The sequence below is a fragment of the Paraburkholderia aspalathi genome (genome assembly GCF_905220735.1).
Classification (GTDB): Bacteria; Pseudomonadota; Gammaproteobacteria; order Burkholderiales; family Burkholderiaceae; genus Paraburkholderia; species Paraburkholderia aspalathi.
This window is the reverse complement of record NZ_CAJNBA010000015.1, coordinates 48985-72440: the sequence shown is the minus strand read 5'-3', so window position 1 is coordinate 72440 and position 23456 is coordinate 48985. Positions and strand designations below refer to the sequence as shown.

The window sequence follows — 23456 nt, the reverse complement described above, 5'->3', positions numbered from 1 at the left end:
CCGACGCCCGCTCGTCTAGCTGCGCGTCGGTATCAACGGTGGCCGTTTGTCGAACCACGGCCGCGCTGCCTCGAGTTGCGCGGCCAGTCGCAACAGCGTTGCTTCGCCGCCGACGCGCGTGGCGAACTGCACGCCGATAGGCAGCCCGCGCGCGTTCCAGTAGAGCGGCACGGACATCGCCGGTTGTCCGCTCAGATTGAACAATTCCGTGCATCCCGCCCACGCGAACGCCTTGTTCGACGCTTCGGTCAACAGCTTCTTCATCAGCGCTTCGAGCGGCATTGTCGTGACGGCGCGCATCTGCATGCGCTCCGCGGAGGTGGGGTGCATTTCGCCGATCTTGATCGGTGCGCCAGCGAGCGTCGCGCACAGAAGCACGTCGTAACGGCTCAGCAAATCGGTGAGACGTTCGGTGATGCGACGCTGCTCTTCGAGCGCGCTGGGCAGTCCGCGCTCGCCGAGTTTGCGGCCGACATGCGCCATTGCCCACGTCGAAATTTCGAACTCCTCGCGCAGCGGTTTGCGGCCGGTGATGCGATCGGCGTGCAGCACCATCTCTTCCGCTGTCACGGACCAGAGCATCAGGAACGCATGGCGGACTGACGCGAAATCGATGCCGAGCGACACCGGTTCGATGTTATGGCCGAGCGAACTGGCCAGCTGCGCGGCGTCTTCGAGCGCGGCGCGCGAATCGGCGGAGAGCGAGGGCGCCAGCATCGAATCGGTGACGTAGGCAATGTTCAGCGGCTTGCATGGCTCGCGGCTCGCGCCAAGGAAAGTGCCCGGTGCGCCGAGCGGTCTGTCCGCGTTGCCGCCCAGCAGATCGAGCAGCAACGCGCTGTCACGCACGCTGCGCGATACCGCGTGATCGATGCCGAGTTCACCGACGGCGGGAGTCGGTGTCGCGCGTGGCACACGTCCGCGGGAAGGCTTGAGGCCGAACAGTCCACAACACGAAGCGGGAATGCGGATCGAGCCGCCGCCATCCGATGCATGTGCGAGCGGCACGATGCCCGCGGCGACCGCCGCGGCTGCACCGCCGCTCGAGCCGCCAGGCGTGTGGTCGAGATTCCACGGATTGCGGCACGCGCCGAACAATTCGGGCTCCGTATAAGGCATCTGGCCGAGCTCGGAGGTGCTGGTCTTGGCGAAGATGTTGAGGCCGGCCGCTTTTGCGAGTGCGACGACCGGTGCGTCCTCGGTAGGAATGAAATGGCGGTAGTGACGGCTGCCCATCGACATGCGCAATCCGGCGACCGCTGCGCCCAGATCCTTGATCAGATAGGGCACGCCCGCGAGCGCTGCTTGGGTGCTTCCGTCATTGGTTTGGTTCGCGCCATTCGCTCGATTCGCATCATCACGCGAGGCACGCTGACGCGCGGCGTCGTAGTCCTTCAGGACAATCGCATTGATTGCGGGATTAACGGCCTCGGTGCGGGAAATCGCGATGTCCAGCAACTCGCGCGCGCTTGCTTCGCGGCTTCGAATCAGTTCGGCGAGGCCGATGGCGTCATGGGCGAGATAGTCTGATTGCACGACGGAGGGACCCTCGCTATTGAGTGTTGAATCTGCCGGTTGCTTATGCACGTGATGAACGGCCTGGCTGGACGTTAGGTTGTTCCTGGTTCATCGGCGCGCATGGAAGAAGACGACGCGCCGATGGCACGTCGTCTTCGAGAGAGTAACCCAGGTACAGGTGCGAGTTATAGGTGCCGATCAAAGCCGTGGGTGACAGGCGCCGGTTACAACGTGAGTTAAAGCCGCGAAGTTACAGCCGCTCACCGAGGAACGTCAGCGTGCGGCCATGCGCGAGCGCTGCTGCGGGCTGGTTATACGATGCGCGGTCCGAGCAGTTGAAGCCGTGATCGGCATTCGGATAAATATTGAATTCCGCATCGGCACGGCCGGCGAAGCGCTCCTGAATCTGGCCGACAGCCGACAGCGGAATATGCGCGTCGAGTTCGCCGTAGTGGAATTGCATCGGCACTTTGATCTTCGCGGCCTGATCGAGCTTGTTCTGGATGCCGCCGCCGTAGTACGCCACCGCGCCGTCGAGCGTGCCTTGCGCAGCTGCCAGATACGCGAGCTGGCCGCCGAAGCAGAAGCCGATCGCCGCAATCTTGCCGGTCACTTCCGGCATCGCGCGCAGCGCCGCGGCGGCTGCGCCGATATCGGCCACCGCCTGGTCGACATTGGTCTTCTGCATCAGCTCGATGCCTTTCTCGCGATCCGCGCCGTCATACGTCAATTCGACGCGCGGCTGCACGCGCCAGAAAATGTCCGGCGCGAGCGCGACGTAGCCGTCTTGCGCATACTGATCCGCGACCGAGCGGATATGGCTGTTCACGCCGAAGATTTCCTGAATGATGATGACTGCCGGTCCCTTGCCGCCTTTGGGCAGCGCCAGATAGCCGCCGAAACTGTCGTTGCCGGCGGGAATGTCGATCCAGCGGGAAGTCGTGCTCATATTGCTCTCCATTTACTCGTGCGTTGATGCGCAGGGTCGGTCTGAATGAATGCCCGAGGCCTGAATGCCTGAGACGGGCGGTCAGTTTGCCATCAAAAGAAACGGCTTGCAGTGAGGTTGCGCGCGGCCTGACAACGCCCGCCGCACGGCGATGATCTCGTAAGGCGATTGAAACATTCTCGATAATTCATTTCTCCGCGCGCGCATGGCTCGGTAGAGTCGAAAGTCCTGGCTCGTTGATGCGACGAGCGCTTTGCCGGAGAGAGAATCGATCATGAATGAAGGCAGTTTTGTGACGCCGTTTGCGGCGCGTTTCGAGTTGCAGGTGCCGGTCGTGCAGGCGCCGATGGCCGGCGGCGCGACGACGCCTGCGATGGTGGCGGCGGTATCGAATGCCGGCGGTCTCGGCTTCCTCGCGGCGGCGGCACTGTCGCCCGAGAAGATCGCGAGCGAAGTCGCGGCGATTCGCGCACTCACGGATCGCCCGTTCGGCGTAAATCTGTTTGTACTGGAGCCGGCCGCGCCGGACGAAGGCACCGTGCGCCGCGCGCTCGAAGCCATCGATCCATTACGCACGGACCTCGGTTTGCCGCCGGGTCAGCCGCTCGAACGCTATGCGCCGGATTTCCGCGCGCAACTGGAAACGCTGATTGAATTGCGCGTGCCGGTGGCGAGTTTCACATTCGGATTGCTCTCAGCTGCCGACGTCGCCCGTCTGCATGCAAACGGCCTATATGTAATAGGCACCGCGACGCATGTTGCCGAGGGTGTCGCCTGGCGCGACGCGGGCGCAGATGCAATCGCCGCGCAAGGCGCGGAGGCGGGCGCGCATCGCGGCACCTTCATCGGCGCATTCGAGGAGGCGCTGGTCGGCACGATGGCGCTCGTGCCGCAACTCGTCGATGCGACCGGCCTGCCAGTGCTGGCCGCGGGCGGCATCATGGACGGACGCGGCATCGTCGCCGCACTCGCGCTCGGCGCGCAAGCGGCGGTGATGGGTACAGCGTTCCTCACTTGTCTGGAGAGTGCGATACCGCAGGCATGGAAAACCCGAGTGCGCTCGATGTCGGATACATCGACCTCCGTGACGCGCGCGATCACCGGCCGCCATGCGCGCGGCATACGCAATCCGCTGATGCAGCGCTTAAGCGAGTCGGCGCATAAGGTCGCGCCTTATCCGGTGCAAAACGCCTTGACGCAGGAGTTGCGGCAAACCGCGAGCCGCGCGGATAACGGCGACTATCTGTCTCTATGGTCAGGCCAGGGCGCCCCGCTTGGCCGCAAGCGCCGGGAAGGCCTTGGCGCTGCCGAACTGGTTGGGCAACTCGAGCAGGAATGGCATGCTGTGGCAGCGCGGATCGGTGCGCTCGAGCGTTGATTCGGCATGGCTCAGACGCGCGTCGCGGCAACTGCGGCGCGCTTTGTTTTTACGCAAAAAGCCTATTCGAAACATTAACGGTTTAACACGCGAAAAGCTTTAGGCCGTGCTGTTAGACGATAGGCGTACCTAGCGGAAACCCGCATGGGCTGGTGCTCTCCGGCCTGTCTTTCCAGCCGGAATCGGCTCTTGTTGGATAAACGCTATTAGTGTTCATCCCACTTCCTCAAAAAAGTCCCACAATTTAATTTGATGGCCTACACTTGCGCGCAAGTACGGTTTGCCGTCTGCCACAAACAGTCCGGTGAACGTGCTGGCCAAGTGCATGAACGATGCAACCGGCGTGGTCGTCCACGGGACTGAGCGACACGTGTAGGGAAGCGGGGGCACAGGGCGATTACGTTGTTTTTGGGACCGAAACTGGAGACTTACATGAACATCAAGATTCAAAAGCTTTTGCCGATCAGCGCTGCGGCCATGTTGTTTGCGTCATTGGCTACGGGCGCGGTGGCGGACGAGGTCGTCAAGATCGGCCACGTTGCACCGTTGACGGGCGGTATCGCTCACCTGGGTAAAGACAACGAAAACGGCGCGCGTCTGGCTGTTGAAGAAATCAACGCCAAGGGCCTGACGATCGGCGGCCAGAAAGTCACGCTGCAACTCGACGCACAAGACGACGCAGCTGACCCGCGTACGGCTACGCAAGTTGCGCAGAAGCTGGTTGACGATAAGGTCGTCGCAGTGGTCGGCCACTTGAACTCGGGCACGTCGATCCCGGCTTCGAAGATCTATAGCGATGCTGGCATCGTGCAGATCTCGCCGTCGGCAACGAACCCGGCCTACACGCAACAAGGTTTCAAGACGACGTACCGCGTCGTGGCGACCGATGCGCAACAAGGTCCGGCACTGGCTAACTACGCAGCCAAGGGTCTGAAAGTGAAGAGCGTCGCGATCGTCGACGACTCGACCGCTTACGGTCAAGGTCTCGCCAACGAATTCGAAAAGACCGCCAAGTCGCTGGGCCTGAACGTGATGTCGCATGACGCGACGAACGACAAGGCTGTCGACTTCCGCGCGATTCTGACGAAGATCAAGGGCGAAAACCCGGACGCGATCATGTACGGCGGTATGGACGCAACCGGCGGCCCGTTCGCCAAGCAAGCCAAGCAGCTCGGCCTGCGTGCGAAGGTGCTGGCAGGCGACGGCGTGTGTACCGACAAGCTGTCGGACCTGGCTGGCGACGCAACCGACAACATCGTCTGCTCGGAAGCCGGTATGGCGCTCGAGAAGATGGCTGGCGGCGCAGCGTTCCTCGCCAAGTATCAGAAGCGTTTCGGTCAGCCGATCCAGATCTACGCTCCGTTCACGTATGACGCTGTGTACATCATCGTCGACGCTATGAAGCGTGCGAACTCGACCGATCCGGCGAAGATCCTGGCAGCAATGCCGGCGACCGACTACAAGGGTGTGATCGGCGAAACCACGTTCGACTCGAAGGGCGACCTTCAACACGGCGTGATCTCGCTGTACAACTACAAGGCAGGCAAGAAGACGCTGCTCGACGTAGTGAAGATGTAAGAGCCGCATGACCGAAGACAGCTTTGTTTGTCTTCGGTCATGCAGTTAAAAGGCACGCGCGCCGCAAGGCTCGCGTGCCTTTTCTTTTGAGCGTTTGCGTGCGAGGCTAACGAGTTTGGGAACATCGTTTGGGAGAATGCCGTGACCACTGAGATCCGTTCGATCGACAACGGCTGGCGCCGCTGGATTGCCGAGAATCTGCTGCTCGACGCACCGCCGCCCGCGCTGCACGGTGCGCTGGTCGGACATGGTTTCGACCCGGCCGAAGCCGCGCGCGAAATCGAGACGGCGCTCGCGAGTCCTTACTTTGAGGGTGCCGTGCGTTTGCGCAATCGTTTGCGCAAGCGCGAATGGATATTGTCGGTGTACGGCACGCTCAATCGTATGCGCGCCGGAAGCGATGTGATAGAACGGCGCGCCCGATTATCGCGTGACGAGTTCTTTGAGCAGTACTACTTTCAGAACCGGCCGGTCATCATCACCGGCGCTTTCGATTTCTGGCCGGCACGCACGCAGTGGAGTTTCGACTACTTTCGCGAGCGGTGCGGCGAGTGTGAAGTCGAAGTGCAGTTCGGACGCGAGTCGGATTCGAATTACGAAATCAATCAGCCGAAGCTCAAGCGCATGATGCGCTTTGCCGATTATGTCGATCTCGTCGAACGCAGCGGCCCGACTAACGATTTCTACATGACCGCCAATAACACCTCGCACAATCGCGCGGCCCTCGCGGCGTTATGGCCAGACGTGCCGGCTATCCGCGAATATCTCGACGCCGAGTCGCCCGATACGGGTTTTTTCTGGATGGGGCCGGCAGGAACGAAGACGCCGTTTCACCATGATCTGACCAATAACTTCATGGCGCAGGTGATCGGCCGCAAACAGATCAAGCTGGTGCCGTTGTCCGATACACCGCATATGGCGAACATGCTGCATTGTTATTCGGAGGTGGACGGCGGGGCGATCGACTACGAGCGTTTCCCGTCGATGCGCAATGCGCATTTGATGGAATGCACGCTCGAACCCGGCGAATTGCTGTTTTTGCCGATCGGCTGGTGGCATTACGTGGAAGGACTCGATGCATCGGTGACGATGACGTTCACCAACTTTCTGCAGCGTAACGACTTCTCGCGCGACTACGTTACGTATCACGAACTGTGAAAAAAACGGCGAGCCGGTTGACCCGGCTCGCCGCTCCCCCCTTCGACGCTTGTTTTTTTCGCGTCTTTATTGACTGTCGTTATTCGTATTCGTTACTTCTTGCTCGTCAGGCCACCCAGACCGCCGAGCAAGCCACCGCCCGTGGTGCCGCCGGTCGAAGTCCCCGAACCGGTCAATGCGCCGGTGACAGTGCCCAGCAGACCAGTGATCGGCGCAAGCGGGTTGCTGGTGCTGCCCGTGCCGCCCGAACCCGCGGCCGACCCGAGCGCGCCTGTCAGCGACGACACCGCCGACGTCACCGGCGCAAGCGGGCTGCCGCTGCCGCCGCTGCCACCGGTCGCGCCGCTCAATGCGCCCGTGACCGAGTTCAGCACACCGGTCAGCGGTGCCAGCGGGCTGCTGCCTGAGCTACCGCCGAGGCCGCCGAGACTGCCGGTCACCGTGCTGAGGACGCTGGTCAGCGGTGCAAGCGGGCTGCTGCCTGAACTGCCGCCGAGGCCACCGAGACTGCCGGTCACCGTGCTAAGGACGCTGGTAATCGGCGCAAGCGGGCTGCCCGAACCGCTGCCGCCGGTCAGGCCGCCGCTCAAGGTGCTGGGCAACGCGGTGAGAATGCTGGTCAACGGCGCCAGCGGATTGCCCGTCGTGCCGCCGCTTCCGCCCGGATTCAGGATGCCGGTGAGGCCGCCCAGCGGGTTGCCGCTGCTCGTGCTGCCCGCGGTCAGCAGGCCGCCGGCGGACGTGACCGTGTCGCCAAGCTTGGTCACGACATTGCCGAGGTTCTGACCGATCGGGTTGTTGGTCGCGTTGCTGACCTGGCTGCCCGCGGTGTCGAGGCCGTGACCGATGGTCGACAGCAAACCGTTCAGTGGTGCGCCGAGTCCGGTCGTATCGCCGACGGTTTGAGTCGTTTGCGCGAACGTGGCGGTGATCGGCGTGATCGCGGTGCTGACGGTCTGCGTCACTTGCTGGATCGGACCGTTCGTCAGCTGCGAGGTCAGTTGCGTGCCAAGGCCGCTGACTGCGATGCCGAGCGTGGAGACCGTGCTGCCGAGCGGCGTGGTCAGCGGACTGAGAGGTGCGGTGGGACCGCTACCGAGACTCGTCACGAGCTGGCCGGCGCTGTTGACGGCCTGACCGGCGTTATAAACGAGGCCGCCGCTGCTCGCCAGCGTCGTGCCGAGCGGATCGGTGGAGTTGCCGAGCTGGCCGAGGCCGTTCACTGCACCCGTGCCGACTGCGGTGACACCGGCGCCGAGATTCGAGACGACGTTGCCGAGCGCGGTCGAGGTGGCCGGGTTCGAGCCGGGGATCGGCGTGAGGCCGATCTGGTTGCCGATCGCAGACACGGTTTGGCCGGTCGCGGTCACCACGTTGCCGGTGTTCTGGACGACGACGCCGATCGGATTGGCGCTGGTTGGTGTGGGCGTCGGAGTTGGCGTCGGCGTGGGCGTAGGTGTGGGCGTCGGCGTCGGCGTCGGCGTCGGCGTCGGCGTCGGCGTCGGCGTCGGCGTCGGCGTCGGCGTAGGCGTAGGCGTTCCGCCTCCGTTCCCCGAGCCGGAACCTGAGCCGCTGCCGGAACCGCTACCCGACCCGCTCGAAACGCCCGGTCTGACCAACGTGCTTCCGCATCCGGTCAGTAAGATCATCGACGTCACGCACATGGCGATCGCCGACAGTTTGAAATTGCGATTCATGGTCTGCTCCCCCGTAATTTGAAAATTGCTGGGGAGCTAACTGCAAGGCCTATGCCATTTATGTTTGCATGCTCAACGCAGAGAATAAAATCATACAGATCAATAGGTTGCGAGCCTGCGCGCGAAGCGGGGAAGGTTCCGATGTCACCGATGTGGCGGGGAACACATCAGCGTGTAGGCCTCGCGTAACGTAACGTAAGAACGCCGGTTTTCATATGGCGTGACGCCCGCCGACGCAACAGCAGCGCGCGTCTGCGTCAGATCTTCAAACGCCGCAGCACCTTCGGACCGGCGACCGCGATCAGGGCCGAACACACGGCCACCACTGACAACCCGATCGGCAGGCTGGTCGCCTGCGTCACCGCGCCGATGATTACCGGTCCGAGCAGCAGCCCGAAGTACGCCAGCCCGGCGACATGCGCGAGTCCTTCGGCCGCGTGAATGCCTTTGACGCTTGCCGCCGCCGCAAACAGCACGGGCATCATGTTGGCGAGGCCGAGACCCATCAGCGTGAAGCCGACGAGGGCGACGACCGGATTCGGCAGCAGCAGTGCGCCAATCATCCCCGCGCAGGCCAGCGACGCGCTCGCCATCACCAGTTGCGGCGCGCCGAAGCGGGCGCGCACGGCGTCGCCGGCGAACCGCGCCGCTGCCATGCCGCCCGAAAACGCCGCGTAGGCGGCGCTCGCGAGGGCGGGCGTGGACAGGACGACGTCGCGCATGTAGACGGTCGCCCAGTCGTACATCGCCCCTTCGGCGATCAGCGCGACCAGCGCCATGACGCCGAGCGCCCATAAGGCCGGCGAGCGCCAGCGGTTGGCGCGCGGCGTGGCGGCGTCGGGATGATCGGCGTGGGGCACGTGCGGCAGTACGGAAGGGCAGGCCGCGACCAGCACCAGCGCGCTGATCGCCGCGGCCAGCGTGAGATGCACAGCCGGTGCCATGCCACGCGACAACAGGAGACCGCCTACCGCTGCGCCGGCCATCCCGCCGACGCTGAACATGCCGTGCAGCGCCGACATGATCGGCCGGCCGAGCGCTTTCTCCACAGCGCTGGCTTCCGCGTTCATCGCGACGTCGAGCGTGGCCATGCCCGCGCCGAAGACGGCCAGCACGACCAGCAACATCCAGTAAGCCGGCACGATCAGGATCAGCGCCGCACATGCCGACATCACCAGACCGCCCGTCAAACAGGCCCGGCGCGTACCGACCCGCGCAATCCAGGACGCATTCGCCGCCATGGCGCCGATCGAGCCACCGGCGAGAGCCAGCAGTGCGTACGAGAGCATCGCCGCGTTCAGATGGAAGCGGTCGCGCACTGTCGGCACGTGCACCCCCCACGACGCGTACATCATGCCGGCGATGAAGAACAACGCCATCGTGGCGACACGGGCGCGCTGCCGCGCGGTGCCGGAGAGATCGCGATGAGCAGCGGGGAGGGTGACGAATTCGGAGGAGCGGTCGGACACGGAAATCTCAAGGAGGGAGAACGCGCGAGAAAGCGCGTTGAAAGCGAATTTCCGATTCTAACGAAGCGCGCTGTCTTATGCTTGGAGCGAATTGATCCGAAGCCTGGCCATCGAGGAACGCGCACTTGAATATTCCCGCTCACGCTCCGCTGCATCTGCTTCATATCGCCGCTATCGGTACGCTCGCTACTCACGCGCGTCAGCCGGAAGGTTTTCCTTATCCTTCGGTGTTACCGTTCGCGCCGGACCCGCAGCATCGTCCGACGATCCTCGTGAGCCGGCTCGCCGAGCATACGCACAATCTGCACGCTGACCCGCGCGCCGGCTTTCTGGTCGTCGATGCACCGGACGGCGACGTGCTGAGCGGCCAGCGCGTCACCTTGCTCGGCACGTTCGAACCGGTCGACTCGACCCCCGAAGTCGTACAGCGCTATCTGCGCTATCACCCGGACGCCGAACGGTACCTGGTTCTCGGCGATTTCACGTTCTGGGCGATGAAGCTCGAACGGCTGCGTTACATAGGCGGCTTCGGCGCAATGGGCTGGCTCGCCGGTGCCGACCTCGATCCGCTGCCGCCACTCGGCTTCGACGAAGAAAACGCGCTGATCGAATATTTCGCCGCTCATGCCCAGGGCGCCAGTGGACTTCAATTGCTCGGCGTCGATCGCTATGGCGCTGATCTGAAGCTGGACGGCGTGCGTACCCGTTTTGTCTTCGACGATGCGAAACGCAATACCGAAACCTTGCATGCGGCGCTCGAAGATTGCATCCAGCGCCACGCTAATTAAGTTTCGATTGCTGTTTGGGGAAAACACTCATGCCGCAATAACAAGGCAGAGCGTGGCTCGTAATATGTTCCGACGTTTCATGTTAAAGCTTTCATCGCATGAAATGTTGGGACAATTTCCTTATCTTAAATTTCATTTTTTGATAGTTAATTCATTAATGTCTGATGTGCGACGCTGTTTTTCAGCGGAATGCGAAAATTACCTATTTGAAAGGGTCCGCGTAACACCGCGTCGGCGTGAAATTTTTTGAAACGAATTGAGATTAATTTTACGGCGCCGCTTTTGTAGTTTTTCTATTTTGTGTTAATCTCGCCATCAAATTCCGAGGCATGATCACTTCAAAGGGCAAGCCGGCTTAAGACTGGCAGTCATTTATCCAATCCATAAGGGAACCTATGTCTTCCTACAAGGAACTACTCGCACAGCGCGAGAAGCTCGAAAAGCAGATCGAAGAAGCAAAGTCGCGTGAATATGCAGAAGTGTTGAATGAGATCAAGCAGAAAATGGCCGATTACGGCATTTCGCTGACTGAACTCGGTGGCGGCCGTGGTGCCAAGGCTGCTAAAGCCGGTCGTCCGCGTGCAGGCGTCGCGCCGAAGTATCGTGACCCGGATAGCGGCAGCACGTGGTCGGGCCGCGGCAAGCCCCCGCGCTGGATCGCAGGTCTGGACCGTGAGAAATTTCTGATCCAGAAGTAATAGTTTTACGGTCAATCAGTGGCGCCTATAGCGCCCGCTGTTGCCAGAAAAAAACCGCGTACCGTCATGGGCGCGGTTTTTTTATTTCCGCTGCAAATTGCCGTGACTCTTTGTCGCACGCGCTCCATGAAACTGGAACGCGAATGCTTTTCGTTTAGATAAGCGTCTGATTTAAAAGGTTTTTTTGTGGTTTATCCAGCGCATATTGAGATGCGCCGGGTAGAATGCAGGTATTGAACTCTTCCCTTTGTTTCAGCGATGCCTTCCTCCGCCGCCGTCCAGTCCGTCGAGAAACATCGCGTTGCGCGCAAAAGTACCTTTGTCAGTATTGCGCTCAATACGGTGCTGATGACGCTGCAAATCGTCATCGGCGTGTTTGCTCATTCGCAGGCGCTGGTCGCCGACGGTATCCATTCGTTAGCCGATCTGATTTCCGATTTTGTCGTGCTAATCGCTAATCGGCACAGCGGCGCCAAGCCCGACGCGGATCACAATTACGGACATAGCCGCTATGAAACGGTTGCGTCATTGTTTTTGGGTGCGCTGCTGATTGTGGTCGGCGTTGGTATGTTGTGGCGCGCCGGCACACGTCTCGCCGATTTGCAAAGCATCCCCGCCGTGCATATGAGCGCGCTCGCGGTCGCTGTGCTGGTACTGATTTCCAAAGAAAGCCTGTTTCGCTACATGCTGCGCGAAGCGCAACGCGTGCGTTCAGCCATGTTGATTGCGAACGCATGGCATGCACGTTCGGACGCCGCTTCGTCATTGGTGGTCGCGATTGGCATCATCGGCAGCCTCGCAGGCGTGCGTCTGCTCGATCCGATCGCCGCGGCGATTGTCGGCTTCATGGTGGCGCGCATGGGCTGGATGTTCGGCTGGGACGCGCTGCAAGATCTTTCCGATCGCGCGCTCGACGAAGCCACCTCCGCCGACATGCGCGCGCTATTGCTCGCGACGCCCGGCGTACGCGACGTGCATGAAATGCGCACCCGCAAGATGGGCGACTTCGCGCTGGTCGATGCGCACATTCTGGTCGACCCGCTGATCTCGGTATCGGAAGGGCACTACATCGCCGAATCGGCGCGCTTGCGCGTGCTGGCAGACAACCGGGTGCTTGACGCGTTGATCCATGTCGACCCGGAGAACGACGCGGTGGCGCGCCCGCCCGTCAATCTGCCGACCCGGGAGCGGGTCGTCGCCGAAGTCAACGCGGCGCTCGCCGCGGGTGGCGTGAAGGCCGCGTCGGTCAATATGCATTACTTGAGCACGGGGCTCGATGTCGAAGTGGTTCTGCCGGCGCCAGGCGCGCGCACGGCCGAAAGCGATGAGCCATGCCTTGCTCGCGTCGATCTGGACGCGCTCAGGCGCCGCCTCGGTGCCCGCAAGCTGAACGTGCTGCAGGGAGTGGACGCTCCGCAGGCCGAAAGCAGCGTTTCGACGGAAGCAGGGGCCGGCGACGCCAGCGCCAAGGCTGAGCAGCCGCATAGCGCCACGTGAGCGCGGCTACAGTCTCACAGCGGCAATTGCGTATCGAATTTGATCTCGCGCAGCACGACGCTCGTGCGCACTTGCGCGACGGCAGGAATCTTGAAGATGCGTTCGTGCAGAAAGCTGTCGTACGCCTTGATGTCCGGCGCGACGATCTTGAGGATGTAATCGGATTCGCCGGTCGTGCTGTAGCACTCGGTGACCTCCGGGCAGGTCGCGATTTCCCGCTCGAACTGTTCGACCCCGCCCTCGGTGTGGCGCGTGAGATGGATATGCGCGAGCGCGCAGACGTGTAGCCCCAGCTTTTCGCGATCCAGCAATGCCGTGTAGCGCTGGATCACCCCTGATTGCTCCATATCCTTGATACGGCGCCAGCACGGGGTGCTTGACAGGCCGACCTGGTCGGAAATCTCTTGCACGGACCGGCGTGCGTCGAGCTGCAACAGGCGCAGGATTTTTTGAGAGAACGTATCGAGTGTCAACTGCGCCTCCGTTGGCGTCGCCCTATCAACGCATGGTAGAGGTCTCGAAAACGAAACGCAATGTAAAACGGCTTCAGCGAGGGAGATTACCTAATTTGCCGGTTCCTCAGCGGCGTTTTGTCCTGAGCCGTCCCCATCTTTAGCGGCCGTCAGCGTGGCCGCCTGAACGGCGCGCAGATCCTTGAGCATGTTGCAGAAAAGCGCGCCCTGTTCGATCGCGTCGTCCAGCGCGACATGCGTGTGGGGATGTTCGTCGAACCAGTGCTTCGGGAAACGTGGCTTGATGTTCTTGCGGTACGGCAGGCCGGTTAGTGCGAAGGCCAGCGTTTTGATATCGAGCGCCGACCACGAAAACGGGCAGCGGCCGACAAACCGCATCATGTACCAGAACATATAGGTGAAGTCGAAACCGGCCGGCATCGCCACGAACACCGGCTTGCCCGGCAACGCCTCGACCCATTCGACATAGGCGGTCAGTGCGGCCTGCGGATCCTGCAAATCCTTGCGGCAGGCTTCCCACGCCTCCGGCTGCGTCTTCCACCATGCTTCCTGCACCGGATGCGGCGTGGCGCCGTCGAGCAATTCAAGATTCGCGGAGAAGGTGGCGATCAGCTGCTTGTCTTCCGTGTACGCGGCGGAGGCGAAACTGAGCATCGAATGCGGACCGGGAATCGGGCCGTCCGCTTCGACATCGGTGCTCACGTAGATTTCGCTGCTCATGCTTTGACTCCGTCGGCGACATACGGATTGGTGCGGCGTTCGGCGCCGAACGTGGAGGTGGGGCCGTGGCCCGGAACGAAGGTGACGTCGTCGCCGAGCGGCCAGAGTTTTTCGCGGATCGCGTGTACCAGGTCGGCGTGATTGCCGCGCGGAAAATCCGTGCGGCCGATCGAGCCGGCGAACAGCACGTCGCCCACCAATGCGAGCCGATGCGCGCGGCTGAAGAACACCACGTGGCCGGGCGTGTGGCCGGGGCAGTGATAGACCTCGAGGGTTTCGTCGCCGAATTGCACGGTCTCGCCGTCTTGCAGCCAACGGTCCGGCTCGAACGCTTCGGCAGCAGGAAAGCCGAAGCGCGTGCTTTGGTCCGGCAGCTTGTCGAGCCAGAAACTTTCGTCGGGATGCGGACCTTCGATCGGTACGCCGTAGTGCGTGGCGAGCGTCTTCGCGCCGGCGCAGTGATCGATGTGGCCATGCGTGAGGAATACTTTTTCGACCGTCACATTCTGGCGCGCGATTTCACCCTGGATGACATCGAGGTCGCCGCCTGGATCGACAACGGCCGCGCGCCCGGTTGCCTCGCAAACGAGCAGCGAGCTGTTCTGCTGGAACGGCGTAACGGGGATCAAGGTGACTTTCATGGATGACGGCGCCGCTGGAAAAACGTTGATTGTACCGGCGTCTCGTCGACGCTCGTCGAGGGCGCTGAGGCCCCGCTGCAGCGGGCTTTGAGCTGCCCATTTTTGCAGCAAGAGTGAAAATTCATCAAGGTTTTCAGTCGCTTGCCATCCCAAAATTTTCTTTTGGGTATAATGGCCTCCATGCACAAGGAATTGTGCATGCCACACGGCGATGCGTCCCCATCAAAAATGGGCACGCGGATTGCCACTCAAGTATGGGCTGTCGCGGTTTTGGGCGGCCATCAGGTATCGATGCATTCGATGCACACGTCTTACCCAGCCAGGCGCCGCGCGCCTGCAACGGACTTAAATGCCGTGACGCTGGGTGGGGCCTACGCCGCTGTTCCTGCGCGCTGAGTTCCGCGCGCAAGAACGTGTTTGCCACGTTCGATGGCGGCATGTGGGGTCTGGTCAGGCTGCCGGGGACAGGTTGCGCCAGACGTGAAAATTAACCGTGCGGTAGCGGCTGGGTAGCCGCATCCGGGCTTTGACGTACTGCGCTTTTCTGCGCGGCGCGTTGTCGTCCATTGCCGCCGGAGTCGCAGGCAACACGCTCAACTTTTCGCGTGATGCGGCTCGACAATTTGATTGCACGTCTTATGAAAACTCGGTTATCCCGTGGTCTGGGGACTCTTTTTGCCTTTTTTGTGCTAGCCGGCTGTGCCACGCCTCCGGGCGCGAGCAGCACGTCTGACAGCGGCGCGCCGCTGAGCACGAAGAATGCGCAGGCAGGTTCCTTCGGCCCGCAAGCTTTCGGTAGCGCGCCGGCATCCGGCGCAGCCGCCAAAGGCTCGTCGCTGGCCGATGCGCAGCCGCTTACTGACGACAGTCCCAGCGTTTCGGACTTTCATCAGATCGGTCGCGCCTCGTGGTACGGCCGCGGGTTCCATGGCCGCCGTACCGCCAACGGCGAACGTTTCGACATGCACGCGCTGACTGCGGCACATCGCACGTTGCCGCTCGGCTCGTATGTTCGCGTGACCAATCCGGCCACCTCGCGCTCGGTTGTCGTGCGCATCAACGATCGTGGCCCGTATGCGCGTGGCCGGATCATCGATCTGTCAATGGCCGCCGCCGCCGCGCTCGACATGCGCCACGCCGGTACCGCGCGCGTTCAGATCGAAGGATTGACGCGACAGGAAGCACGCGCTGAGATGAATGAAACGCTGGCGTCGAACTCAGAGAAGTAATGAAATGGCCGCGGGCGCGTCTCTGACGCGCTTGTGACGCCGGGCAACGTGGCGCCTACTCGCGCCGTTGTTCGCCAAAAGACAAAGGGCCGCTTCGCGCGGCCCTTTTCTTTTACTCATCCACCGTGGCTGCACGCAGCCGCTCATCCCTTTCGGTCCTGGCTTGTGCTGCGAGCCTGATCCGCTGGCGGACCTCCCTTCTCGTCCGCCTTATTCCTCGTCTTTCTTCAACGCCAAAGCGCGCGTGTAGAGCGCATTGCGCGACGCGCCGGTGAGGGTCGCGGCAACTTTTGCCGCGCTGCTCACCGTCAATTCTTCCAGCAGGATGCCCAGCAACGCGTCGTGATCGTGTTCGCCCGCGGCTTCCGGCTGCGCGCCTTCCACCACCAGGACGAACTCACCGCGTTGCCGGTTCGGATCGGCTGCGAGCCACGTTGGCCCTTCGGCCAGGGTGCCGCGGTGCAGCGCTTCATGTAACTTCGTCAATTCCCGTGCGATCAGCAGTTTGCGCTCGCCGCCGAATGCGTCCGCCATGGCCTGCACCGTTTCGACGATCCGGTGCGGCGCTTCGTAGAACACCATCGCGTGCGCATGGTTCGCGAGCGCTTGCAGTGCGGCGGCGCGTGCTTTTGCCTTCGGCGGCAGGAAGCCGAGGAACGAGAACGTCGCGACCCAGTCGCCGGCCGCGCTCAAGGCAGTGGCGAGCGCGCTTGCGCCGGGCAGCGGAATGACCGGGAAACCGGCTTCGCGCACCGCGTCGACGAGTTTCGCACCGGGGTCCGAGATGCCGGGCGTGCCCGCATCGGATACGTAGGCCACGCGCTCGCCCGCTTGCAGATGCTCAATCAGGCGCAGCGCCGCGGCCCGCTCGTTGTGCTGATGAACCGCGACGAGCGGCTTCGAGATGCCGTAGCGCGCGAGCAGTTGGCCGGTGTTGCGGGTGTCTTCGGCGGCAATGCGGTCCACCAGTCCGAGCACATGCAACGCGCGCAGCGTGACGTCGGCGATATTGCCGATCGGCGTGGCCACCACATAGAGCGCGGCGGCAGGGTACTGCTGCCCTTGCGCGAGTTCGGAGAGAGGAGTCATGAGGCAGAAGACGCAGACAGACAGAACGAGGCCGCCATTGTGCCACGCAGCGGCGCGTGAACCGGATGGTGGGCAGGCGAGTGCGCGGGCCGGCGGCCACAACTTTTCGAGACCAACCGGGTCCAAACTCGTCGGCGCGGCTTTCGAGGCGCGTGCGATGGAGTTTTTGCAGCGGCAGCGTTTGCGTTTCGTCGCGCGCAACGTGCTGTGCCGGGGCGGCGAGATCGATCTGGTGATGCGCGACCGCGACGGTTCGTTGGTGTTCGTCGAAGTTCGCGCGCGTGCCCAGCAGCATTATGGCGGCGCGGCAGCGAGCATCGGCTGGCAAAAGAAGCAGCGGATCGTGCGTGCCGCGCGGCATTACCTGGCAACCCGCAGCAGGCGTTCGCATGATGAGCCCGCGTGCCGTTTCGACGTAATTGCGTTCGAAGCCGGTCGGCTCGTGTGGCTGCGCGATGCGTTTCGCGCCGACGAAGTCTGATGCAGTGCGGGGAGAACAGGCGTGAGTGCGATAAACTTGCGCTCGCGTGCGGACCTCGTGAACCACACCGGTGTATGGAAAGCAGCGACGGGATAGCGCATTTCGCGATGTTTTTGCGCATCTACACTGTGTTGCCGGCACGGTTCATCAGAGCGGCACGACTTCGCAATACGACTTCACAACACGGCCGCGTACTGCGGTCTATTCGCGGTAGAAACTAGAGACTCGATGTCAGTCGAACGCATTCAACAACACTTCCGCGACAGCGCGGCAGTCAAACTCGAAGCCCTCGAATCCCTGTCGATGCCGATCGCCGCAGCGATTGACACGATGTTCGCCGCGCTTGCCAACGGCAGCCGCATTCTTGCGTGCGGCAACGGCGGCTCGGCGGCCGACGCGCAACATTTCGCCGCCGAACTGATCGGCCGCTTCGAGCGTGAGCGCCCGGGCTTGCCGGCGATTGCGCTGACCACCGACACCTCCGTGCTCACCGCCATCGCCAACGACTACTCGTTCGAGCAGATTTTTTCGAAGCAGGTTTGGGCCCTCGGCCAGCCCGGCGATGTGCTGCTGGCCGTCACCACGTCCGGCAATTCCGCCAATGTGCTGGCCGCGATCGAGGCCGCGCATGAGCGCGAAATGATCGTGGTCGCGCTGACCGGCAAGGGCGGCGGTCGTATGCAGGAAGTGCTGAGCGATACCGATATCCACATTTGTGTGCCGTCCGATCGCACCGCGCGTATTCAGGAAGTGCATTTGCTGACCATCCATTGTCTGTGCGACGGCATCGATGCCATGTTGCTGGGCGAAGACTGAGATTGATTCCGAAGGAGAGCTAGTTGATGAGCGTATTCCGCGTCAAGAAGACACTGGTGAGAACCGTGCTGGTGGTCGGGTTCGCCGCGGGACTGTCCGCGACGTTGCAGGGTTGCTTTCTCGCCGTTGCCGGCGCGGCGGGCGGCGGCGCGCTGGTGGCGACCGACCGGCGCACGCTCGGCGCGCAGACCGAGGATCGCGAGATGCAGGTGAAGGCGCTGTCGCAGATCAGCCAGAACTTGCCCGACAACGCGCACGTCAACGTGACGGTGTTCAACCGCCGCGTGCTGCTGACCGGCGAAGTGGCGGGTGACGTCTCGAAGCAGCGCGCGGAGTCCATCGTGCGTGGCTTGAACAACGTCAACACGATCGTCAACGAACTGGCGATCATGCCGGCCAGCTCGTTCTCGTCGCGCACGAATGACACTTACCTCGAGACGCGCGTGAAGACCGCGTTGATTGCCGAGAAGAACATTTCGGCGAACAACTTCAAGGTCGTGGCCGAGCGCGGCTCGGTGTATCTGATGGGCCTTGTCACGATGGACGAAGGCAATCGCGGCGCCGATGTTGCGAGCCGTGTGCCGGGCGTGGTGCAGGTCGTGAAGGTGTTCCAGTACATTCAGCCGCAGGAAGCCGCGGCGGCGGCCGCTGCAGCGGCGACCGCACCGGTTGCCGCTTCGCAGCCGGACGCGAACACGCCGACTGTCGGCGCGATCCCCGATTCATCGGTGAGTTCGCGTCCGCTCGATCAGCAGGCACCGGCGCCGGTCACCAATTCGAACGCCGTGCATCCGGGTAATCCGAAGGCGACGACGCCATGACGCGGGGCGTTGCTTTCGCTGTAGCGATGTTGATGGCTGGCGCGTTGGCCGGCGCTTTTACCTCTTCAGCACGTGCGGCCGATGCACCGCGTGGTCAGATCGTTGCTAACTCGAATGCCTGCATGGGATGTCACGCGGTAGACCGCAAACTGGTCGGCCCGTCGTTCCAGCAGATCGCTACGAAGTACAAGGGCGATGCGCAAGCGCCGGCAAAATTGTCGCGCAAGGTGAAGGACGGGGGCTCCGGCGTATGGGGGATGATTCCGATGCCGGCGCATCAGTCGATGAGCGATGCGGATATTCGCACAGTGGTCGATTGGGTGCTGGCTGGCGCGCCGTCCAGGTGATGTTTTGCCGCCCCTTTTGCCTCCGGGTTTTACCGCCGCGGGGGCTTGGCAAAACGCAAAATGCCTGTGCTAGAATTGTTTGCACGTTGGGGGGGTAGCTCAGCTGGGAGAGCGTCGCGTTCGCAATGCGAAGGTCGGGAGTTCGATCCTCCTCCTCTCCACCAAAGATCACATCGAAAGTTGTCCGAGATTGTCCGAAAACCCCGCAGCCGAAAGGCTTGCGGGGTTTTCTGTTTCTAACGAAATCCAATCGCCCCGTCACCCCCAAAGGGAGATGTCGCGAATGCGACTTACGTCTACTCCCGAAACTCCACCCCGTCCAAACGCCTCAACTGCGCGATGTCGCGAAGCGGCGGCGCGCCGAAGTGCCGGCTATATTCGCGACTGAACTGCGAAGGGCTGTCATACCCGACCCGGACCGCGACCGACCCGACATCTCCGCTATGCCTGAGCAGTAATCTGCGCGCCTCGTGTAGCCGCAGTTGCTTCTGATACTGCAGCGGAGTCAGTGTCGTGACGTTCTTGAAGTGATGATGGAGCGACGACACGCTCATGTTCACCGCATGTGCCAGCGTCTCCATCCGCAAAAGCTCGGTGTAGTGATTCTGGATCCACTCGATTGCCCGCGCGATCCGGTACGTCTGACTCCCGTTCACCGCGACCTGCCGCAGCCGTTTCCCTTGCTCGCTCGTCATCAGCCGGTAGAGCAATTCCTTTTCGATGAGCGGTGCGAGTACGGGAATGTCACCCGGAGTATCGAGCAATCGTACGAGTCGCAGCGCGGTATCGAAAACCGGTGCCGAGAGCGTGGCCACGGCGATGCCTTCGCCTGCCGACGCGGCATCCGGTTCTGGCAGGCGCAACTGCGTCGCCAGTTCGACGATCCGCTGCGGATCGAGCGTGAACTTCACACACAGATAAGGCGCGTCGGGTGAGGCCCGCGTCACCCGCGACATCACCGGCAGATCGACGGATGTCACGAGGCAATGCAGATGATCGTAGACGTACGCCTGCCCCGCGACCATGACCCGCTTGGCGCCCTGCGCCGCGAACACGAATGCGGAGCTCGTCACGCCGCAGCCGAGATCCACGGGCTGCGAGTAGCGATAAAACGTGAGCGACGGGATCGCCGTCTGATGGGTGCCGTCCGTCGGCGCGAAGCGGCTGATGAGCGCGGCGAGTTCCCGGCGCGCGGTTTCGCGTTCCGCCGAAGGATCGGGCCGGGAGGAATGCTGTTTCATGCGCATGGAACTCCGTGAACGGAATTGAGCATACCCAACCGCTGCCGGACAAGCGCGGCTGGCCTGCTCGATTTGCAGCATTGTTCAATAAATTTGCAGGATTGTGTAAGCGCAACCGCAGGCAGTCGGTACACACTGCCGCGTACACCCGGCGCCAAGTCCGGGCTTTCCCCACGGAGAGGTTCCATGTCCACATCGTTTGTCCTCAACGGCAAGAACGTTACGCTCGACGCCGATCCCACCACGCCGCTCCTTTGGGCAATCCGCGAGGACGCGGGCCTGCACGGCACGAAGTTCGGCTGCGGCATGGCGCAATGCGGCGCCTGCACGGTTCATCTGGAAGGCGAGGCCACCCGCTCGTGCGTGCTGCCGCTTGCGGCTATCGCGGGTAAGCGCATCACGACTATCGAAGGCATCGAAAGCCGGCCCGCGAAAGCCATCCAGGCTGCATGGGTCAAGCTGCAGGTGCCGCAGTGCGGGTACTGTCAGTCCGGACAGATCATGTCCGCGACAGCCTTGCTCGAACATAACGCCACGCCCACCGACGCCGACATCGATGCCGCGATGAACGGCAACATCTGCCGGTGTGCGACCTATACCCGCATTCGCGCGGCCATCCACGAAGCCGCTGCCACCCTGAAGGCCTGACCATGACGACCGATCTCGATCTCAAGGATGCGGTACGCCCGTCGCGCCGAACCTTTCTGAAAGCAGCCGGCGCCCTCGCGGCAGTCGGTCTCACCATCGGTTTCGAATGGGCGGGCACGGGCCGCCGCGCGCTCGCCGCCACGATGCCCGACGCGACGTTCGCGCCCAATGCATTCCTGCGCGTCGCGCCGGACAACAGCGTCACGGTCATTGCGAAGCATGTCGAGATGGGCCAGGGCGCGTACACCGGCATCGCGACGATCGTCGCGGAAGAGCTGGATGCGAACTGGCAGGACGTGCGTGTCGAAAGCGCGCCCGCCGATGCGAAACGCTACGCGAATCTCGCGTTCGGCACGATCCAGGGCACGGGCGGCAGTTCGGCGATGGCCAACTCGTGGATGCAATTGCGCGAAGCCGGCGCGAAAGCGCGCGCGATGCTGGTCTCCGCCGCCGCTGCGCAGTGGCAGGTGCCCGCATCCGAGCTGACGACGCTCGACGGCAGCGTTCATCACGCGGCCACGAACCGGACCGCGACCTACGGTTCGCTCGCGTCGGCCGCGGCCCGCTTGCCGGTGCCGGATACGGTCACGCTCAAGTCGCCGAAGGATTTTCGTTTGATCGGCCATCAGCTGCCGCGTGTCGACGTGCCGCCGAAAACCAACGGCACCGCGCAGTTCACGCTCGATGTGACGTTCCCCGGCATGCTGGTCGCGCTGCTGCAGCGTCCGCCGCTCTTCGGCGCGACGGTCAAATCGTTCGATGCGTCGGCCGCGAAAGCAGTGCCCGGCGTCGTCTCGGTCGTGCAGGTGCCGGGTGGCGTCGCGGTGGTCGCGAAGGGTTTCTGGGCGGCGAAGCAGGGCCGCGATGCGTTGAAGGTCGATTGGGACGATTCAAAGGCCGAAAAGCGCAGCTCGGACGCGATCATGGCTGAATACCGGCAGCTCGCCGAGCAGCCAGGCATGTCCGCCCGAAAAGACGGTGATGCGACGAAGGCGCTCGCAGGCGCGGTGAAGAAAATCTCCGCCAGCTATGCGTTCCCGTATCTCGCTCACGCGCCGATGGAACCGCTCGACGCGGTTGTCAAACTCACCGCTGACAGTTGCGAAATCTGGGCCGGCGACCAGTTTCAGACCGTCGATCAGGCCAACGCCGCACATACGGCGGGACTCGATCCGCAGCAGGTCAAGATCCACACGCTGTATGCGGGTGGCAGCTTCGGCAGGCGCGCGAACACCCAGTCGGACTATATCGTCGAGGCCGTGTCGATCGCGAAGGCGCTGGGTGCGAACGGCACGCCGGTCAAGCTGCAGTGGACCCGCGAGGACGACATCCACGGCGGCCTCTACCGGCCGATGTACTTCCACAAGCTCGACGCGGGCCTGAGCGCAGACGGCAAGCTCGTCGGCTGGCGGCATCGCATCGTCGGTCAGTCGATTCTTGCCGGCACGCCGTTCGCCAGCGTGATGGTCAAGAACGGGATCGACGGGACGTCCATCGAGGGCGCCGCTAACGTGGCCTACGCGATTCCGAACGTCTCGGTCGAACTGACGACCACGCAGACCGGCGTGCCTGTGTTGTGGTGGCGGGTGGTCGGCAGCTCGCATACGGCATTCGCGGTCGAGGCGTTCATGGACGAAGCCGCGCACGCCGCACGCATGGACCCGTTCGTTTTCCGCCGCGATCTGCTCGCGCATGAACCGCGTATGCGGGGCGTGCTCGAACTCGCTGCGCAGAAAGCGGGCTGGGACCCGGCCAAACCGTTGCCCAAAGGCCGCGGGCGCGGCATCGCGGTAGCCGAGGCGTTCAAGACGTTTGTCGCGCAAGTCGCGGAAGTCTCCGTCGACAAGGACGGTAACGTGAAAGTGGAGCGCGTCGTGTGTGCGGTGGATTGCGGCACGCCGATCAATCCGGACGTCATCGCCGCACAGATGGAAGGCGGCATCGGCTTCGGTCTCGGCGCGGCGTTGCACAGCGCGATCACGTTAAAGGACGGCAAGGTCGAGCAGAACAACTTCGACGGCTACCAGGTGCTGCGGTTCGCGGAGATGCCCAAGGTCGAGGTGCATATCGTGCAGTCCGGCGAAGCGCCGACGGGTGTCGGCGAGCCGGGTGTCGCACCGGTCGGGCCGGCGGTCGCGAACGCGATCTTCGCGGCCACCGGCAGGCGGATTCACTCGCTGCCGTTTCCTGCCGCTTCGGAAAAGACCGCCTGACGGGCTG

Annotated in this window: 22 protein-coding genes and 1 tRNA gene; 14 read left to right on the top strand and 9 right to left on the bottom strand. The window is 62.8% G+C overall.

Annotation, left to right across the window (positions count from 1 at the left end):
- Positions 1 to 15: 15 nt before the first annotated feature.
- Both KHO30_RS37680 and KHO30_RS37675 read right to left on the bottom strand, forming a co-directional pair.
- Entirely contained in the window at positions 16 to 1536 is a 1521-nt protein-coding gene (locus KHO30_RS37680) for an amidase (protein ID WP_211703955.1), read from the bottom strand.
- A gap of 232 nt (positions 1537 to 1768) precedes the next feature.
- The gene (locus tag KHO30_RS37675) at positions 1769 to 2467 is read right to left on the bottom strand and encodes a dienelactone hydrolase family protein (protein WP_093644855.1); all 699 of its coding nucleotides are present in this window, start codon (positions 2465 to 2467) and stop codon (positions 1769 to 1771) included.
- Between the two features lie 274 nt (positions 2468 to 2741).
- Here KHO30_RS37675 and KHO30_RS37670 point away from each other — a divergent pair, with 274 nt between their 5' ends.
- From KHO30_RS37670 to KHO30_RS37660, 3 genes are all read left to right on the top strand, one after another.
- Entirely contained in the window at positions 2742 to 3845 is a 1104-nt protein-coding gene (locus KHO30_RS37670; protein ID WP_211703954.1) for an NAD(P)H-dependent flavin oxidoreductase, read from the top strand.
- 432 nt (positions 3846 to 4277) lie between these two features.
- Positions 4278 to 5423, top strand: a complete 1146-nt coding sequence (locus KHO30_RS37665) for a branched-chain amino acid ABC transporter substrate-binding protein (protein ID WP_093644851.1) — start codon at positions 4278 to 4280, stop codon at positions 5421 to 5423.
- A 141-nt stretch (positions 5424 to 5564) separates the two neighbouring features.
- The gene (locus KHO30_RS37660; RefSeq protein ID WP_211703953.1) at positions 5565 to 6581 is read left to right on the top strand and encodes a cupin-like domain-containing protein; all 1017 of its coding nucleotides are present in this window, start codon (positions 5565 to 5567) and stop codon (positions 6579 to 6581) included.
- A 92-nt stretch (positions 6582 to 6673) separates the two neighbouring features.
- Here KHO30_RS37660 and KHO30_RS37655 read toward each other — a convergent pair whose 3' ends face one another.
- Together KHO30_RS37655 and KHO30_RS37650 are read right to left on the bottom strand one after the other, a co-directional pair.
- Positions 6674 to 8278, bottom strand: a complete 1605-nt coding sequence (locus tag KHO30_RS37655; protein ID WP_211703952.1) for a collagen-like triple helix repeat-containing protein — start codon at positions 8276 to 8278, stop codon at positions 6674 to 6676.
- Between the two features lie 257 nt (positions 8279 to 8535).
- Positions 8536 to 9747 (bottom strand): MFS transporter, encoded by a 1212-nt coding sequence (locus tag KHO30_RS37650; protein ID WP_211703951.1) that lies wholly within the window; start codon positions 9745 to 9747, stop codon positions 8536 to 8538.
- Positions 9748 to 9872: 125 nt separating this feature from the next.
- Here KHO30_RS37650 and KHO30_RS37645 point away from each other — a divergent pair, with 125 nt between their 5' ends.
- The 3 genes from KHO30_RS37645 (at position 9873) to KHO30_RS37635 (ending at position 12730) form a co-directional block, all read left to right on the top strand.
- The gene (locus KHO30_RS37645) at positions 9873 to 10535 is read left to right on the top strand and encodes a HugZ family pyridoxamine 5'-phosphate oxidase (RefSeq protein WP_211703950.1); all 663 of its coding nucleotides are present in this window, start codon (positions 9873 to 9875) and stop codon (positions 10533 to 10535) included.
- 395 nt (positions 10536 to 10930) lie between these two features.
- Positions 10931 to 11233, top strand: coding sequence for an H-NS histone family protein (locus KHO30_RS37640; protein ID WP_054037926.1), 303 nt, complete (start codon positions 10931 to 10933; stop codon positions 11231 to 11233).
- Between the two features lie 258 nt (positions 11234 to 11491).
- Positions 11492 to 12730 carry a cation diffusion facilitator family transporter gene (locus KHO30_RS37635; RefSeq protein ID WP_211703949.1) on the top strand — a complete coding sequence of 413 codons (1239 nt, stop codon included), beginning with the start codon at positions 11492 to 11494 and terminating at the stop codon, positions 12728 to 12730.
- 14 nt (positions 12731 to 12744) lie between these two features.
- On the opposite strand, the gene KHO30_RS37630 is transcribed toward KHO30_RS37635, so the two are convergent.
- The 3 genes from KHO30_RS37630 to KHO30_RS37620 all read right to left on the bottom strand — a co-directional run bounded on the left by KHO30_RS37630 (position 12745) and on the right by KHO30_RS37620 (position 14564).
- Positions 12745 to 13203 carry an Lrp/AsnC family transcriptional regulator gene (locus KHO30_RS37630; RefSeq protein WP_012431468.1) on the bottom strand — a complete coding sequence of 153 codons (459 nt, stop codon included), beginning with the start codon at positions 13201 to 13203 and terminating at the stop codon, positions 12745 to 12747.
- 90 nt (positions 13204 to 13293) lie between these two features.
- Entirely contained in the window at positions 13294 to 13923 is a 630-nt protein-coding gene (locus KHO30_RS37625) for a 3'-5' exonuclease family protein (protein ID WP_211703948.1), read from the bottom strand.
- Entirely contained in the window at positions 13920 to 14564 is a 645-nt protein-coding gene (locus KHO30_RS37620; protein ID WP_093644837.1) for an MBL fold metallo-hydrolase, read from the bottom strand. The genes KHO30_RS37625 and KHO30_RS37620 overlap by 4 nt, the downstream gene beginning before the upstream one ends.
- 638 nt (positions 14565 to 15202) lie before the next feature.
- Between KHO30_RS37620 and KHO30_RS37615 the strand changes: the two genes are divergently transcribed.
- Complete coding sequence (locus KHO30_RS37615) at positions 15203 to 15793, top strand: septal ring lytic transglycosylase RlpA family protein (RefSeq protein ID WP_372450125.1); 591 nt, start codon at positions 15203 to 15205, stop codon at positions 15791 to 15793.
- Positions 15794 to 16003: 210 nt separating this feature from the next.
- Here KHO30_RS37615 and rsmI read toward each other — a convergent pair whose 3' ends face one another.
- Positions 16004 to 16882: a 16S rRNA (cytidine(1402)-2'-O)-methyltransferase gene (rsmI, locus tag KHO30_RS37610; protein ID WP_200651907.1), complete on the bottom strand. Its 879-nt coding sequence runs from the start codon at positions 16880 to 16882 to the stop codon at positions 16004 to 16006.
- Positions 16883 to 16919: 37 nt separating this feature from the next.
- Between rsmI and KHO30_RS37605 the strand changes: the two genes are divergently transcribed.
- From KHO30_RS37605 to KHO30_RS37585, 5 genes are all read left to right on the top strand, one after another.
- The gene (locus KHO30_RS37605) at positions 16920 to 17363 is read left to right on the top strand and encodes a YraN family protein (RefSeq protein WP_425312942.1); all 444 of its coding nucleotides are present in this window, start codon (positions 16920 to 16922) and stop codon (positions 17361 to 17363) included.
- Between the two features lie 228 nt (positions 17364 to 17591).
- The gene (locus tag KHO30_RS37600; RefSeq protein ID WP_211703946.1) at positions 17592 to 18179 is read left to right on the top strand and encodes a phosphoheptose isomerase; all 588 of its coding nucleotides are present in this window, start codon (positions 17592 to 17594) and stop codon (positions 18177 to 18179) included.
- 26 nt (positions 18180 to 18205) lie between these two features.
- Positions 18206 to 19000, top strand: a complete 795-nt coding sequence (locus KHO30_RS37595; protein ID WP_200621021.1) for a BON domain-containing protein — start codon at positions 18206 to 18208, stop codon at positions 18998 to 19000.
- Positions 18997 to 19347 (top strand): c-type cytochrome, encoded by a 351-nt coding sequence (locus tag KHO30_RS37590; RefSeq protein WP_200651905.1) that lies wholly within the window; start codon positions 18997 to 18999, stop codon positions 19345 to 19347. Before KHO30_RS37595 ends, KHO30_RS37590 begins: the two co-directional genes overlap by 4 nt.
- 88 nt (positions 19348 to 19435) lie before the next feature.
- Positions 19436 to 19511: transfer RNA gene (locus KHO30_RS37585), tRNA-Ala, on the top strand.
- A 132-nt stretch (positions 19512 to 19643) separates the two neighbouring features.
- Here KHO30_RS37585 and KHO30_RS37580 read toward each other — a convergent pair.
- Entirely contained in the window at positions 19644 to 20588 is a 945-nt protein-coding gene (locus tag KHO30_RS37580) for an AraC family transcriptional regulator (RefSeq protein ID WP_093644889.1), read from the bottom strand.
- A gap of 186 nt (positions 20589 to 20774) precedes the next feature.
- Here KHO30_RS37580 and KHO30_RS37575 point away from each other — a divergent pair, with 186 nt between their 5' ends.
- Together KHO30_RS37575 and KHO30_RS37570 are read left to right on the top strand one after the other, a co-directional pair.
- Positions 20775 to 21236, top strand: coding sequence for a (2Fe-2S)-binding protein (locus KHO30_RS37575; RefSeq protein ID WP_093644821.1), 462 nt, complete (start codon positions 20775 to 20777; stop codon positions 21234 to 21236).
- Between the two features lie 2 nt (positions 21237 to 21238).
- Positions 21239 to 23449 carry a xanthine dehydrogenase family protein molybdopterin-binding subunit gene (locus tag KHO30_RS37570; RefSeq protein ID WP_211703945.1) on the top strand — a complete coding sequence of 737 codons (2211 nt, stop codon included), beginning with the start codon at positions 21239 to 21241 and terminating at the stop codon, positions 23447 to 23449.
- Positions 23450 to 23456: the final 7 nt, after the last annotated feature.